The organism is Chelativorans sp. M5D2P16, assembly GCF_034427935.1.
Taxonomy (GTDB): Bacteria; Pseudomonadota; Alphaproteobacteria; order Rhizobiales; family Rhizobiaceae; genus Chelativorans.
Window position 1 is genome coordinate 228,614 of record NZ_JAXQNM010000030.1, and the last position, 14,017, is coordinate 242,630.

A 14,017-nucleotide genomic window follows, 5' to 3' on the forward strand; every position below is an offset into this window, starting at 1 on the left:
GGAAGAGCAGCGAGGAGCCCTTCCAGTTCTCGCCATACCTCAACTGTTATGGCAGGAAAGAGGCCTTCAATGCCTCGTGCCGCCAGCCGTTCGCGCTCGGGAGGGGAGAGGAAACGCGACGCCCAAGCGTTCCAACTATGTCGATTCATCGAAACCAGCTCGTTTGGATCGCCCTCCAGACCTTCGGCATAAGGTTGGCCATGAAGCGTGGCCAGGCAGTAGTATACATTCTTCTCGGCCGGACGAAGCTCTTCGCTATATCGCCTGCCGATTTAAGCTGGATGCTAGCGCTCTCGTTCATCTTGCCCCCTACGCTTCGGCGATCGTAACCGTGCAGTCCGCCCTCGCCAATCCTCCTTGACCTCTCCATCCTTCGCATGACAGCCTGCGACCCGGCCGCGCCGGCTGCCCGCATACCGGGCCGTTCGCTGCGGTCTCTCTCTCGAGGGATGACATGCCCGCCCGCGCGGGCATAGTTTGCGCGGGGCGGGCCACGCAATCTGCCGACCATGCTTCTCGCCGCCGACAGCCTCGTCTCCCTGAGCCGCGGGACCACTTTACCGTGCCACTCGAAAGTCCGCTTACCCAAGTATCCGGGCGCAAAGCTGACGGTCCTCTTGCGGCCCCGAAATTCAGCAAGGCGGGAGACTATAATCGCACTTATTTCTGGCTGATAGCTGCATTGCTCACCTGCCTACTGCGAGAGAACGCCGGATTGTATTTTGCCAAAGCGTGCAACGCCTATAAATACTCGGTTAAGCTAACCATGAGTCGCAGCGCGGCTACAGGTTTTCGTTACGTGCACGCAGTTCGCCTTGTTGTGCTCGCGGAAGGGGGGAGAAAATGCGGTCTTGGTGGTCGCCGACGAGCCTGATGTGGCTTGGCATTCATTTGATCCTCGTGTTCGGCGGCATGCTGTGTATGACCACCGAGGGTGAAAGAGTTTTCGGTGCAACACTTGCACAAAGCGTGGGTAGCGGCCTGCTTGCGACGGGTATCGCCGGGATGGCCCTGTACCTCTACATCCGTCTAACCGAGCGGACGCAGAATAAGCTTGAGGTGATCGCCCGTGCCGGCATCTCAAGCGTTTTTCCGCATCGTTCGGTGCGGATCAAGGATCAATACGACCGTCGTCTCAGGTCGGCGAAGCGGATCGACCTGATCGGCCTCGGCTTGTCGTCATTCCGTGAGGACTACGCCCGCGAGTTCGCCGAATGGTCACGTAAGGCCAACGTGCGAATTCTTGTGCTGGATCCGGACTTCCCGACGAAAGCACATAGTCTCGCTGATTACCGCGACCTTGAGGAAGGCGGCGCAAAAGGGGAAATTCGCGCCGACATCGAAGCATTCCAAGAAGCCGTCGATAACGATGAAAATATAGATCGCACCAGATTCCAGGTGCGCCGCATGCGCTCCATTCCCGCGATCAACCTGCTGCGGATCGATGACGAGATCTTCTGGGGTCCGTATTTGATGACGGAGCGGAGCCGCAACTCGCCTACCATCCTCGTGCATGGAGGCGGTTTCATGTTCGACCATTTGGAGCGCCATTTTGAGGCGACATGGCAAGCGGCCAAGCCAGCAGCGCAGGAGTGAACAGTTGGCCGTCCGAGTGAGCGCGGGGTCGCGCATTCATATTGCCCTAGCTGATATGGGCTTTGCATCGCCCCGCGCATTCGGCGGTGTTGGCTTCATGCTCGACAAGATAGCCGCCGACGTCGAACTAAGGTGTGCGCCCGTAGTGTCGTTAGAGGGGGCAACCGACCTTGACAAGCCATGCCAGTTTGAGTTGACAGCTCTCCTTGAGACGCTTGCCGAGGCAGGTAAAAGACCGGTTCGGGCTATCATCCATAGTCATGCGATTCAGCATATTGGTCTCGGCACAAAGACTGCCCTCAAGCTCGCGGTCATCTCAGCATATCACCACTTAGTTGAGCTTCCAGGCGGTCGGGCTGAGCAGCAAAGCCTGAGCGGCCGCGGTGGGGCGTCGGGCATCGGCATTCATGGTTTCTTCGAGGGCGGTGTGTTGTGGGACGCGGGTAGACCCGCCGAGGAGATCGATCATCTGCTTCCCTCTGGCGCGAGACCGGCCACCTCCACACCGGTTCTGATGCTTCGGCTGACGTTTCCAACTTCATGGCGGGTCGGCTTGTGCTTACCTAAGGCCGAATTATCGCACGGCCTGGAAGAACAGCGCTTCTTTGAAGAGAATGCGCCTATCGCGCCCGGCGACGCGCTAGAAACAATGGCGTTGCTGTATCACGGAATCCTGCCTGCCTTTCGTCTTGAGAATCTGAAGCTGCTTGCGTCCTCGCTTGCTTCGATTTCCTGTAAGGGTTTCAAGCGTCTTGAGATCGAGCGGTGCGGCGAGAATGTCGTCGAGCTATTGGGGGACCTTCGCGCAAAGGGCTATGCTGCGAGCATGAGCAGTATGGGTCCACTCGTATATGTAATTTTCGCAGCCAGTGATACACGTGCCGCCGCCGAGTTGCGGGCGCTTTGTGTCGCCCACAATGCACATTGGCTAGGATGTCATAGCGGTCTGAATTGCGGCGCAAGAGCTTCGCGGGACAAATTCGCATGAGGTTTCGATATGGCGACGTCTTCCGGTTCCAACGGCTGCTCAGGATTTTTTTCTACACCTCGAATGCCGACAAGCTGATCCAGGCTAGGCTGATCTTCATGCGTAGCGGGTATCAGCTCACCCACTATCGCAGCCAGCATGAACCCTATGACGAAGACTATTCCCTTGACACACAGGGGCTACTCACCCAGGCACTGAAGCAGGTCAGCCAGGAGTTCGAACGCCGCTCGGTCTTGTTCGTCGAGGACACGTCACTGCGGATCGAGGCGGTCAGCGGCACAACAGACTATCCGGGAACGCGCGTGAAGGAGTGGTTCTCGGAGACGAGTTTTGCGGAACTTGATCGCCAAATCGCGCTGCGCGGCGGCGACCGACGTTGCACAGTCAAGTCTGATATTGCGCTCCGGCTGCCGACTCTGTCGCGGCCGGTTTTCTTCCATGGCGAAACGTCAGGATATGTTGCGGAGGCCCCACCGGCATTCACGACCTCGCCGCAGTATCCTTGGCTCACGCCAGACACATTCAATGGATGGTTCGTCCCTGAGGGGACGAACCGGCGACTGGGTGAAATGGAGTTCGAAGAGTCACTCCCATACGACTTCCGTGCGAAGTCTCTTACACTGCTAATCGAGCGGCTGGAGGAGCTGAACGCTGTTATCAACCTTGGACGATGGAACCACGTGGTGCGCCAAGCAGCGGACGCGGAAAGAGAGGTTGGAAGTCAACTTTCGCTTCTTCCGTTGGATCGGCGCGAGGTGCTCATCGTGATCGGTCACAAATGCGCTGGCAAATCCACCTTTAGCGACTTTTTGATGGGGCAGCGCACGGGAGTTTTTGCGCTGGAGGGCAGCACCCTTCTGCGCCAGATAGCCGAAGAAGAGGGGATCACGATCAGCAACTCGGCTGACGCAATGGCCTTCCTCGAAAAGCGGGGTTGGGACATCGTGGCGAAGCGAGCCGCCGACTATATCGCGCGGGAGAACGCCGACATCAACATCGTCACTGGCATGCGAACGGTCGAAGAGGTGCTGTGGTTGCGTTCGAAGTTGCCGGCGGCGCGCGTGGTATTGATCGAGGCCGATCCCCGTACCCGTTTTGAGCGGCACGTAAAACGAGCGCGCTCAGATGACGCCCAAACCTTTAAGGAGTTTACCCGCCTCGACGAGGAGCAGATGCGATTCGGAGCTCTGCGCGTCGCGCATGAGATCGCTGATGTCGTTGTTCGAAATGATTCCGATCTGCGTTCCTACTTCCGTCGTATCGACGAGTTGGTTAGCACAATTGATACTTTACCGGATGGACGCCAGAGCCCATCCGAATTGCATCGTTCGCTGCGTGCCCTGCGAAAGATCGGCCGCGCCGCGACATGCGATGAGATCGCCGCCGTGACTGCGGAACAGGGATTTGCGGTACGCAAGTACAACAACAATCGAGCGCTTAAGTCCGTGCCGGAATTCGCGACAAGGCTGGAGAAGCGTGGCGATCTGCTGCGTTATCGTCTTTCCCCGCGGGCGCCAGCGCTTCTTCGACTCCTCGACTTGATTGCTATGCCAGCAAGTACTGAGACAGTAGTTGCCTATGCGTCGGAGTGAAGAAGATAGTCCTCAACGAACGCATTTCGAAAGTTCCAACCAGCAGCGCCGAATGCCAAAAATGGGCGAAGTTCGTCAAAATGGCAATCTGATGAGGGCTTCGGGCGGGACCCGGCGGTGTGCATGGCCTGGGGAATTGTCCGCTTCGGCAGGTCCATGTCCATAAGCCGACCGTCTCCTTCCGTCCCCCAAAAAGCAGGTTGAAGCCTTGCGCCAATGCGGTACGATCGAGCCGATTGAAGTATATGCGGGAACCGAACCAATCCACAGAAATATTTTGTTGGTATTTCTGTTGGTTCAGATTCCAACGATCAGCCTCCAACTACTTGGAAAACAAGCGACATTTCCTAGTCTTAGATGCCGCCCCTGGCACCATTACCCCTTCCCATGACTTCTCATAGCGTCCCACGGTTGGTGATAGATCAATGAGTTAGCCGGATATTGCTGCTCATGACGACCCTCCGCGTACCGTTGCAACGCACTAATTGTGGGTAACGATCCGGGTATTTACCCATTGCCCGGGAGGTCCGTTACCTTGCCGCTCTCTGACTTTGCCTGCAAGAACGCCAAGCCTAAAGACCTATGGCGAATCCGAATCTGTCGCCGAACTCATCCGAAGATGAGATAGCGAGAATGACGTTCCGGCAAGGCGGTCAACTGGCCGCCGGTATAACCGCCACTTCGAAGGTCACGCAGACCGGGTTCGCTCCTCGCACAAGCCGGCCCTCGGTGATCTTTCCGTCCATGTCCACGAGAGCGATGTCGAGGCTGCATTGCGGGCCGTCGGCGCTTGCCGTCACCGCGCCGGTGCGGACCAGCACCTCGGTGGCATAGGATTCGACCGTCCGGCCATCTAAGAACGCCGCGCCGACGAGGCTGCCGATACCGTGGACGCTGGCCTCCGGCAGGCCGTGGCGGCGGCAGGCGGTCTCGATGGCGGTTGTGATGTCCTCGTTGGGGCGCATGGCGCAGATGAAGCCGCGTTCGCCCGCCGGTTCTCCAGTAACGCGGTGCGGGCGCGGCGCGAACAGCTTGAAATGCGTTTCCTTATCGTCGGCAGCATCGAAGACGGCGTTCGCGACGCCGATCGCGCTTGCCTGCGCGTCTTCGGCCAACATCGTTTCGAAAGGCAGGAGATGGCCCATGCGCAGCGTGCCGTCCGCCAGCCGCCACAGGCCGTGGCAGTGAATGAAAGGGGCGCCGTCCCGCAGGCCGGCGATGATGTCGGCCCGCTCCACCGTGGCCGGGCCGGCGGGCGTCTGCGTCTCGCTGTACCAGGCGGCATGGCTCTCGTCGGGCGAGGGGGCGGGCAGCACGTAATGCAGCGGGTCGAGCGCCAACCCTTCGAGCCGCGCATAGCCGCCCTGGAAGCCGTGATCACGGAAGGCGCGCGTGACGGCCTCGTTCATGCTGAGGCCGCGCTTCAGTTTGAGCGTCAGCGGGCAGGCATTCGCCTCGACGCTGGCGATGCGCTTCGCCTGCGGCGGGCCGGGATGGCGGATGGATCGCGTGGGAGCGTGCGGCTTCGTTCTGCTCATCGCGCCTGCTCATTCTGAAGAGTGTCGAGCAAGCCCCGGCGCGCCATCTCCGCGCGGATCATCTTCTTCGTGATCTTGCCATAGGCGGATTTCGGCAGCGCGTCCCAGAAGAGGAAGCGCTTGGGGATCTTGTAGCGTGCCATCTTTCCGTCGAGCCAGCCGGCGAGATCGAGCGCGGACGCATCTGCCTCCGGCCAGGCGACGCAGACGGCAACGCCGACCTCGCCCCAGACGGGATCGGGCACGCCGAGCACGGCCGCCTCGCTGATGTCGGGATGCTGGAGAAGCTTCTCCTCGATCTCGCGCGGATAAATGTTGGAGCCGCCGGAAATATACATATCGGAAGCCCGGCCGGTGATGTAGAGGAAGCCGCTTTCGTCCATATGGCCGAGGTCGCCGGTGCGGAACCAGCCGTTGCGGAAGGCGTTGGCGTTGGCTTCCGGATTCTCGTAATAGCCGGCGAAGACCGCCGGGCCGATGACGCAGATCTCGCCCGTTTCACCGGCTGCGACTTCCTCTCCGGCATCGTTCTGGATCTCAACCTGCATGCCCGTGCGGGCGAAGCCGCAGGTGCCGATGCGCGCCTCGGGTCCGTCCTCCAGGCTGTGAAGGGCAGGGGACAGCACGGTGATGTTGCCCGTCACCTCGCCGAGGCCGAAATATTGCACCAGCACCGGCCCGAGCATCTCCAGCGCCCGCTTCTGGTCGGCCCGGTACATGGGCGCGCCGGCATAGATGACGTAGCGCAGCGAGGAATGGTCGAAGCGGTCGACGGAGGGGTCCTCCACCAGGAGCTTCAGGATGGTGGGCACGGTGAAGGCGTTCGTCACGCGCCATTCCTCGACCAGTCGCCAGATCGTCGGGGGATCGAGTTTTTCGGCCGCCGGCAGGATCGTCTTCACCCCACGCGCCACCTGGGCGAGTTGATGCACGCCGGCCCCGTGCGACAGCGGCGCCACGACGATGGATGCATCCGTGCGCGTCGTGTCCGGCATCAGGTCGCACAGATGATTGGTGACGACAAAGGCCATTTGCCCGTGGGTCAGGACGGCGGCCTTGGGCCGGCCCGTCGTGCCTGAGGTGAAGAAGAACCAGCACGGGTCGTCGCGTTCGACCGCCGCGCTCGCCACGGTAGCGCTCTCATGGGCCCGGACAAGGCTATCGTAGTCCTCCCCGAACTCCGCTTCGCCGATCGAAACGACAAAGGTGAGGTCGGCCGCCTCGCGGCAGGCCGCGGCGTGATCGGGAAACCGCGCCTGACAAATCATGCCGCGCGCGCCGCTCGCCCTGGCGAGATAGGCGACCTCGTCGGGCGACTGCCGGTAATTGGTGGGCACCCACACCGCGCCGAGCCGGAAGCAGGCAAACATGGATTCGAACATCTGGTTGCAGTTGGCCGACTGCACCAGGATGCGGTCGCCCTTCTCGACGCCGAACCGGTCGCGGAGTGCTGCGGCAAACGCGTTCACCCGCGCTTCCATCTCGCCCCAGCTCCAGGTCCTGTCCCCCCAGACGAAGCCGATGTCGTCGGGGTGGCGGCGGGCTGCCTGGGTGAGGAAATGGGAGAGGTTCATGACCCGCGTGGTGGCCGGCACCACGCCGCCCCGCGGCGCCTCCGTCGTCACTTCGCGCGCTCCAGGATGGATACATAATTGGCGACGGCGGCACCGCCCATATTGAAGACACCGGCAAGAGCGGCGTCCTGGATCTGCATGTCGCCCGCCTCGCCCATGAGCTGCATGGCTGCCATGACATGCATTGAGACGCCGGTAGCGCCGATCGGGTGGCCCTTCGCCTTGAGTCCGCCGGAAGGATTGACCGGCAGCTTACCGTCCTTGCGGGCGATGCCCTCGCGTACCACCCGGTGGCCCTCGCCGGGCCTGGCCAGGCCCATGGCCTCGTACTCGATCAGCTCGGCGATGGTGAAGCAGTCGTGGGTCTCCACGAGCGAGAGGTCGTCGAGCGAAAGGCCGGCCTGCTCGAGGGCCCCCGCCCAGGCGCGGCGTGCGCCTTCGAAGGCGGTGACGTCGCGCCGGCTCATGGCCAGGATGTCGTTGGCGTGGCTGCGCGCGCGGAACGCGATCGCGCGCTCCAGCGCGGCCGCCGTCTCCGCGTCGGCCAGCACGAGGGCGGCCGCGCCGTCGGAGATCAGCGAGCAGTCCGTACGGCGCAGCGGTTCGGCCACGTAAGGGTTTTTCTCCGAGACCGTGTTGCAGAAGTCGAAGCCGAAATCCTTGCGCATATGGGCGTAAGGGTTCGCCGTGCCGTTGGCGTGGTTCTTGGCGGCGATCATCGCCAGCTCTTCGGAACGGTCCCCATAGCGCTGGAAATAGTTCTGCGCGATGCGGGCGAAGAGGCCGGTGAAGCCGCCGTCGATGTCGGCTTCCTCCTTGCGGTAGCTGGCGCCGAGCAGGATGTCACCCACTTCCGCCGTCGGCGTGGCGGTCATCTTCTCCGCCCCGACCACCAGCGCGATGCTCCCGCGCCCCGACTCAATAAAATCCATTGCCGTGTAGATGGCGGCCGAGCCCGTCGCGCAGGCGTTTTCGAGCCGCATGGCGGGCGTGTGGGCGAGCGCCTCATCCGTCATGCCGACGAGCGCGGCCTGGAAATCCTGCTTGGAAAAGCCGTTGTTCATGACGCCGACAAAGATGCCGTCCACCTCGCCCGGCTCGACACCTGCATGCGTGAGGGCCGGGTCCACGACCGAGGCCATCAGCGCCTCCGTGTCGGGCTCTTCCGATTTCCCGAAGGGCGCATGCGCCCAGCCGACGATCTGTGCCTTGTTCATGGCGGGCTCTCGTTCCGGGTATTTGTGAGGGTCTTCCTCTTATCCAGGCAACTCGCAGGAGAGGCGAGCATGCCAGCCGAGAGAAAGCTTATTGCCCGGATTTTGCGAAGTAAAGGAACGAGCTTGGCAAACGCAAGAGCGGGACGCGGGCAGGTGGGTCGCCCCGCCCTCGTTCCCGGCTGAGTGGAGCGACGGCCGGAATCCATTCCATATGCGATGGCCCGCAAGCAGGAGCGAGGAGCCGGCAGCCGTGGTGTCGCAATTGACAAGCCGGTACGCGAATCTATGGTGCCGCCGAACGGTGGAGGAGGTCGCCTCAGGCCGGTCTGAAAAATGAACGGAGGAGCATCCGATGAGGTTGAGAAAGCTGGGCGCGATCGCCCTTGGTTCCATGCTGGCCGGAATGGCCGCGCTGGGCGCCGCACAGGCGGAGACATTCCGTCTTTCGCACAACACGGGCGACACGACGACCTGGCACAAGGGCGCGGAGAGGTTCGGTGAGCTTCTGAGCGAGGCAACCGACGGCGCATTCAGCGTGCGCGTCTTCCCCAATGCCCAGCTTTCGGGCGGCGACCAGATGAAGCAGGCGGAGATGGTCGGCCGCGGGGCGATCGATTTCGTCGTCACGTCGGCGATCAACGTCACGCCGCTCGCGCCGGAGATGGCGGTCTTCTCGCTGCCCTATCTCTATTCCTCCTACGAGGATGTGGACGCCACCACGGATGGTGCGCCGGGCGAGCGCATGGCGGAGATCATGGCCGGGCACGACGTCATCGTGCTCGCCTGGGGCGAGAACGGCTTCCGCGAGGTCACCAACAACGTTCACCCCATCAAGACGCCGGAGGACCTGCAGGGCCTGAAGATGCGCGTCGCCGGGCCGATGTATATCGACGTCATGAACGCGCTAGGCGCCAACCCGCAGCAGATGCAGTGGAGCGAAACCTTCACCGCGTTGCAGCAGGGCGTCGTCGACGGCCAGGAAAACCCCATCGGCGCCGTCATCATTCCGCAGCGCGTCTATGAGGTGCAGAAGTACCTGACCGCCTGGCACTATTCCTACGATCCGCTCTTCCTCGGCGTCAGCCGCCAGCTCTGGGAAACCTGGGACGCGGAGACGCAGGAGAAGGTGAGGGGCGCTGCCATCGAGGCGATGGCCTATCAGAAGCAGATCACCCGCGAGGACACGGCCAAGGGCATCGACTTCCTGCGTGAGCAGGGCATGGAGGTCTACGAGCCGACGGCCGACGAGCTGCAGGCCTTCCGCGAGGCGACCCAGCCGGCCTTCGACACATGGGCCGCCAAGGTCGGCGAGGACATTGTCCAGTCCTTCCAGAACGCGATCGACGCGTCCAACTGAAGCCTAAGCGCTTGACGGAAGAGGACCGGCCATACCGGTCCTCTTTCCATGTTTTCCGGGAGGGAGGGCGAGATGCGATTCGTACTGCGCGATGCGGAGAAGATCATCTGCGCAGTGCTTTTCCTCGCCATGACGGCGCTCGGCTTCGTCAATGTCGCCGTCCGCTACCTCACCAACTATTCGCTTGCCGCCACCGAGGAACTGCTGGTCAACGGCTTCCTGCTCCTGACCATCTTCGGCGCGGCGGTTGCGGCACGCATCGGCGACCACCTCGCCGTCACCCTCGTCTACGACCTCCTGCCGCCGCCGGCCCGCAAGGCGCTGCTCCTCCTTTCCGGTGCGCTGGCAGTGCTGCTTTTGGCGCTCTCGACATGGTTCTCCTGGCAGCTTCTTTCCAACCAGCTCGCCACCGGCTCGCGCTCCTACGCATTGCAGGTCCCGGCCTGGTACTACAGCGCCGGCCTGCCCTTCGCCTTTGCGCTGGTGCTCATCCGTTATGTCCAGCATGCCCGCGAGACCTGGCGCGCGCTTGACGAGGGAGCGGACGGCCATGCCTGACATCGGCGCCGGCTCGCAAATGGTGATCCTGTTTTTCGTGCTGCTTGCGCTGCGCCTGCCGGTCGCCTTCGCGCTCGGCCTGTCGGCGATCTATGCGATGTGGGTGTTGGGCTTCGGGCTTGATCTCGTCGGCGATCTCATCGCCGCCGGCATCGCGCGGTTTTCGCTCCTCGCCATCCCCTTCTTCATCCTCGCGGGCACGCTGATGGGCTCGCTCGGCATTGCCGAGCGGATGGTGCGCTTCTTCCGCGTGCTCGTCGGGGTGCTGCCGGGCGGCATGGGCATCGTCGGCACGGTGGTGTGCCTGTTCTGGGGCGCGGTCAGCGGCTCCGGCCCCGCCTCGGTGGCGGCCATCGGGCCGCTGATCATAAAGGGCATGGAGGAGGACGGCTATCCGCGCGGCTTCGCCGCCGGCCTGGTGTGCACGGGGGCGGCACTTTCCATCGTCATCCCGCCATCGATCGGCCTCGTCGTCTACGGCGTGATCGCCGAGACCTCGATCTCGGAGCTCTTCATCGCGGCGATCATCCCCGGGCTCTTCATGGGCCTTTTGATGCTGTTCACGCTCCCCTTTGCAGGCAAGCAGGCGGGGCACGGTGCGGCCAGCCTGGAGAAGCTGATGCCGCAGCCACATGCGGAACTGCCTTACGGCAAGCGGCTATGGCGCAGCTTTCTAGATGCCTTCTGGGGCCTTCTCACGCCGGTCGTCATCCTCGGCGGCATCTATTCCGGCGCCTTCACGGCGACGGAGGCGGCGATCGTCGCAACGGTCTACGCGCTCTTCGTCGGCGGGCTCATCTACCGTACGCTCAGCTTCTCCGGCCTCTACAAATCGCTGGTCGAGGCCAGCGCCTCCTCGGCGGTGGTGATGCTGGTCGTCGCCTATGCGGGGCTGTTCGGCTGGGTGGTGACCGTGGACGACCTGATCGGGCAGTATTCGTCATTCCTGATCGGGCTCAGCGACAGTCAGTGGGTCATCCTGCTCGTCATCATGCTGGTGCTGCTCGTCGCCGGTATGTTCATGGACGCCATCACCATCATGTTCATCTCGCTGCCGATCTTCCTGCCCGTCGCGCGCGAGATGGGGTGGGATCCGGTCTGGTTCGGCGTGCTCGTCATGGTCAATCTCGCCATCGGTCTCTTCACGCCGCCCGTCGGCATCAACCTCTATGTCGCGGCCAACATCACGCGCCTGCCGCTGGAGCGCATCGCGCGGGGCGCCTTGCCCTTTCTGCTGACGAGCCTTTTCGGCCTTGCCCTGATCGCAGCCTTCCCGCAACTTTCACGTTTCCTCGTCGACGTGCTGCGCTGAAGGGAGGGGAAGATGGATCTCATCCGGCAATCGGCCGTCTCGCTCGTTGAGCAACTGAAGGCTGGCGCGATCACGCCGCTCGATCTGCTCGACGCGCTGGAGGCGCGCATCGCCGAGGTCGATCCGATTGTGAACGCGCTGCCGACGCTCTGTTTCGACCGCGCCCGCACGCATGCCCGCCGGTTGATGGACTTGCCGGTTGAAGAGCGCGGCGTCCTTGCCGGCCTGCCCGTCCCCATCAAGGACCTTATCGAGGTGGAAGGCGTGCGTACCACCTTCGGCTCACCCATCTTCAAGGATCACGTGCCGCAGCGCTCCGATATCCTGGTGCGGCATCTGGAGGGCGCGGGCGTGATCGTCTACGCCAAGTCCAACACGCCCGAATTCGGCGCCGGCGCCAACACCTTCAACGAGGTCTTCGGCGCCACGCGCAATCCGTGGAACATCAGCCGCTCGGCGGCCGGCTCCAGCGGCGGCGCGGCGGTTTCGCTCGCCACCGGCATGGCCTGGGTGGCGCACGGCTCCGACCTCGGCGGGTCTCTGCGCAATCCGGCAAGCTTCTGCGGCATCGTCGGCATGCGGCCGAGCCCCGGCCGTGTCGCAAAGGATCCGGGCGTAAAGGTCGACGACCTCCTGAGCGTCGAGGGCCCGATGGCACGCACGGTCGAGGATCTGGCCCTGCTGCTCGACGCCATGTGCGGCGAGGATGCAGGCGATCCCGTCTCGCTGCCGCGCGGCGGCATCTCCTTCCTCCAAGCAGCACGCCGGTTACCGCGGCTGAAGCGCGTCGCCTTCAGCGCCGATCTGGGCATCACCCCGGTCGACCCGGAGGTGGCCGAGATCTGCCGCCGCGCCGCCTCGCGCTTTGCCGAGCTCGGCATCGCGGTTGAGGAGGCGCATCCGGACTTCAGCAAAGCGCGGCATGCGTTCCAGACATTGCGTGCTGCGGGTTTCGCCGCTTCCCATTCCCGGAAGCTGAAGGACTACCCCGAGCTTCTGAAGCCGGAAATGGTCTGGAACGTGGAGAAGGGCCTGAAACTCTCGGTAGAGGAGATCATCGAGGCCGAAGGCGAGCGGCGCGATATCATCGCGGGAACGCTCGCCTTCTTTGAGGTATACGATCTCCTGATGACGCCGGCCACCATCGTGCCGCCCTATCCGGTGGAAGAGCGCTACGTGAGTGAATGCGCGGGCATCACCTTCGACAACTACATCGACTGGCTGGCGATCGCCTACGCCGTCTCGCTCACCACCGCGCCGGCGCTTTCGCTGCCCTGCGGCTTCACGGCCGAGGGCCTGCCGGTAGGATTGCAGATCGTCGCCCGCCCGCGCGGCGAAGCGCATCTGTTGGGTGCCGCCGCCGAGCTCGAGCGCCTGCTCGACCTCAACACTCTGATGCCGATCGATCCGCGTCGCCGCTGACGAAGAACGCCGGCGGGCTTCATACTGGACTGCGAGATACAGAGATGGACCATTCGCGAGAGATGACATGACGCGCAATGATTTCGACGTCAATTCGATCAGGCCAAGCGGAAGCGCGCCTGTTCAGGCAACGCTTTTCGATCCAGGTGCTGAAGGTCCCTGGCGTGGCTCTTTGCCGGGTGAAGCGCTCGGAGCACCGGTGACCGTGCTCGCTTACGGCACCGACCGAACTGGCGAAGGCCCACGTCTTCACGTGCATCCCTATGACGAGGTGTTTGTCGTGACCGAGGGTCGGGCCCGCTTTTTCGTTGGAGATACAGTTCTCGACGCGACTGCCGGACAGGTTGTGTTTGGCCCGGCCGGCATCCCGCACCGGTTCGAAAATCTGGGACCAGGGCGCTTACAGACGATAGACGTCCACCATTCGCCGCGTTGGATCCAGACCGACCTCGACTAGATGGCCCGGCACTACCACCTAGCACCATAGGCGTTTTTAACCCCCATAGAATTTGCGGTGTAGATCCTTGAGATGAAAAGGCTCAACGGCCACTGAGGGGCCGGAAGTTGTCAGTCCGCTTTCGGAACACATTCGGCTGACGCGGACATCTCCCAGATGACCCGTTCGAGTTCGCTCGCGCTTTGGCGCGAGTTTACCCTGTTTCTGACAGCTAATAGCCGAGATTTTCTCTCAGATAGCGGACCATCATCGTAACTCGCCCATCTGACCAATCGCACCCAAATTCCTTCTGGAAGGCGCATTGGCGTAAGGGGAATGTTCCAAACGCCTTTTTCGAGCGGCCCGCCAGGCGCCCATGCGCGGAAGATCAGTGGAGCGCCGCGCCGGACCACAACCGGGAGGGCGG

General features: G+C 62.7%; 11 protein-coding genes and 1 pseudogene. 8 read left to right on the forward strand and 4 right to left on the reverse strand.

What is annotated here, in order from left to right; all coding sequences use genetic code 11:
- The first annotated feature begins 843 nt into the window (after positions 1-843).
- Genes SIN08_RS15700 through SIN08_RS15710 form a run of 3 tightly spaced genes read left to right on the forward strand, consistent with a single transcriptional unit; the run spans position 844 to position 4,176 of the window.
- Positions 844-1,596 (forward strand): hypothetical protein, encoded by a 753-nt coding sequence (locus SIN08_RS15700; protein ID WP_322452544.1) that lies wholly within the window; start codon positions 844-846, stop codon positions 1,594-1,596.
- 4 nt (positions 1,597-1,600) lie between these two features.
- Entirely contained in the window at positions 1,601-2,584 is a 984-nt protein-coding gene (locus tag SIN08_RS15705; protein WP_322452545.1) for a beta-ribofuranosylaminobenzene 5'-phosphate synthase family protein, read from the forward strand.
- Positions 2,581-4,176, forward strand: coding sequence for a non-canonical purine NTP pyrophosphatase (locus SIN08_RS15710; RefSeq protein ID WP_322452546.1), 1,596 nt, complete (start codon positions 2,581-2,583; stop codon positions 4,174-4,176). Before SIN08_RS15705 ends, SIN08_RS15710 begins: the two co-directional genes overlap by 4 nt.
- 653 nt (positions 4,177-4,829) lie before the next feature.
- Here SIN08_RS15710 and SIN08_RS15715 read toward each other — a convergent pair.
- The 3 genes from SIN08_RS15715 to SIN08_RS15725 are packed head-to-tail and all read right to left on the reverse strand — an operon-like array spanning position 4,830 to position 8,505.
- A complete protein-coding gene (locus SIN08_RS15715; RefSeq protein ID WP_322452547.1) occupies positions 4,830-5,714 on the reverse strand; it encodes a PCC domain-containing protein in 885 nt (294 codons plus the stop codon).
- Positions 5,711-7,339: an acyl-CoA synthetase gene (locus SIN08_RS15720; RefSeq protein ID WP_322452548.1), complete on the reverse strand. Its 1,629-nt coding sequence runs from the start codon at positions 7,337-7,339 to the stop codon at positions 5,711-5,713. Before SIN08_RS15720 ends, SIN08_RS15715 begins: the two co-directional genes overlap by 4 nt.
- Positions 7,336-8,505, reverse strand: a complete 1,170-nt coding sequence (locus SIN08_RS15725) for an acetyl-CoA acetyltransferase (RefSeq protein WP_322452549.1) — start codon at positions 8,503-8,505, stop codon at positions 7,336-7,338. The genes SIN08_RS15720 and SIN08_RS15725 overlap by 4 nt, the downstream gene beginning before the upstream one ends.
- A 352-nt stretch (positions 8,506-8,857) precedes the next feature.
- On the opposite strand from SIN08_RS15725, the gene SIN08_RS15730 reads away from it, so the two are divergent.
- From SIN08_RS15730 to SIN08_RS15750, 5 genes are all read left to right on the forward strand, one after another.
- Positions 8,858-9,862 carry a DctP family TRAP transporter solute-binding subunit gene (locus SIN08_RS15730; RefSeq protein ID WP_322452550.1) on the forward strand — a complete coding sequence of 335 codons (1,005 nt, stop codon included), beginning with the start codon at positions 8,858-8,860 and terminating at the stop codon, positions 9,860-9,862.
- 72 nt (positions 9,863-9,934) lie between these two features.
- The gene (locus SIN08_RS15735; RefSeq protein ID WP_322452551.1) at positions 9,935-10,420 is read left to right on the forward strand and encodes a TRAP transporter small permease; all 486 of its coding nucleotides are present in this window, start codon (positions 9,935-9,937) and stop codon (positions 10,418-10,420) included.
- Positions 10,413-11,732: a TRAP transporter large permease gene (locus tag SIN08_RS15740; protein ID WP_322452552.1), complete on the forward strand. Its 1,320-nt coding sequence runs from the start codon at positions 10,413-10,415 to the stop codon at positions 11,730-11,732. The genes SIN08_RS15735 and SIN08_RS15740 overlap by 8 nt, the downstream gene beginning before the upstream one ends.
- A 12-nt stretch (positions 11,733-11,744) precedes the next feature.
- Entirely contained in the window at positions 11,745-13,154 is a 1,410-nt protein-coding gene (locus SIN08_RS15745) for an amidase (RefSeq protein ID WP_322452553.1), read from the forward strand.
- 67 nt (positions 13,155-13,221) lie between these two features.
- Positions 13,222-13,611, forward strand: a complete 390-nt coding sequence (locus SIN08_RS15750; RefSeq protein ID WP_322452554.1) for a cupin domain-containing protein — start codon at positions 13,222-13,224, stop codon at positions 13,609-13,611.
- Between the two features lie 308 nt (positions 13,612-13,919).
- On the opposite strand, the pseudogene SIN08_RS15755 reads toward SIN08_RS15750, so the two are convergent.
- Positions 13,920-14,017 (reverse strand): annotated as a pseudogene (locus SIN08_RS15755) (5-formyltetrahydrofolate cyclo-ligase); the annotation flags it as partial.

Coding starts and splice junctions, on each gene's coding strand:
- SIN08_RS15700 (WP_322452544.1), top strand. CDS start 844: ATGCGGTCTTGGTGGTCGCCGACGAGCCTGATGTGGCTTGGCATTCAT.
- SIN08_RS15710 (WP_322452546.1), top strand. CDS start 2,581: ATGAGGTTTCGATATGGCGACGTCTTCCGGTTCCAACGGCTGCTCAGG.
- SIN08_RS15715 (WP_322452547.1), bottom strand. CDS start 5,714: ATGAGCAGAACGAAGCCGCACGCTCCCACGCGATCCATCCGCCATCCC.
- SIN08_RS15725 (WP_322452549.1), bottom strand. CDS start 8,505: ATGAACAAGGCACAGATCGTCGGCTGGGCGCATGCGCCCTTCGGGAAA.
- SIN08_RS15730 (WP_322452550.1), top strand. CDS start 8,858: ATGAGGTTGAGAAAGCTGGGCGCGATCGCCCTTGGTTCCATGCTGGCC.
- SIN08_RS15735 (WP_322452551.1), top strand. CDS start 9,935: ATGCGATTCGTACTGCGCGATGCGGAGAAGATCATCTGCGCAGTGCTT.
- SIN08_RS15740 (WP_322452552.1), top strand. CDS start 10,413: ATGCCTGACATCGGCGCCGGCTCGCAAATGGTGATCCTGTTTTTCGTG.
- SIN08_RS15745 (WP_322452553.1), top strand. CDS start 11,745: ATGGATCTCATCCGGCAATCGGCCGTCTCGCTCGTTGAGCAACTGAAG.
- SIN08_RS15750 (WP_322452554.1), top strand. CDS start 13,222: ATGACGCGCAATGATTTCGACGTCAATTCGATCAGGCCAAGCGGAAGC.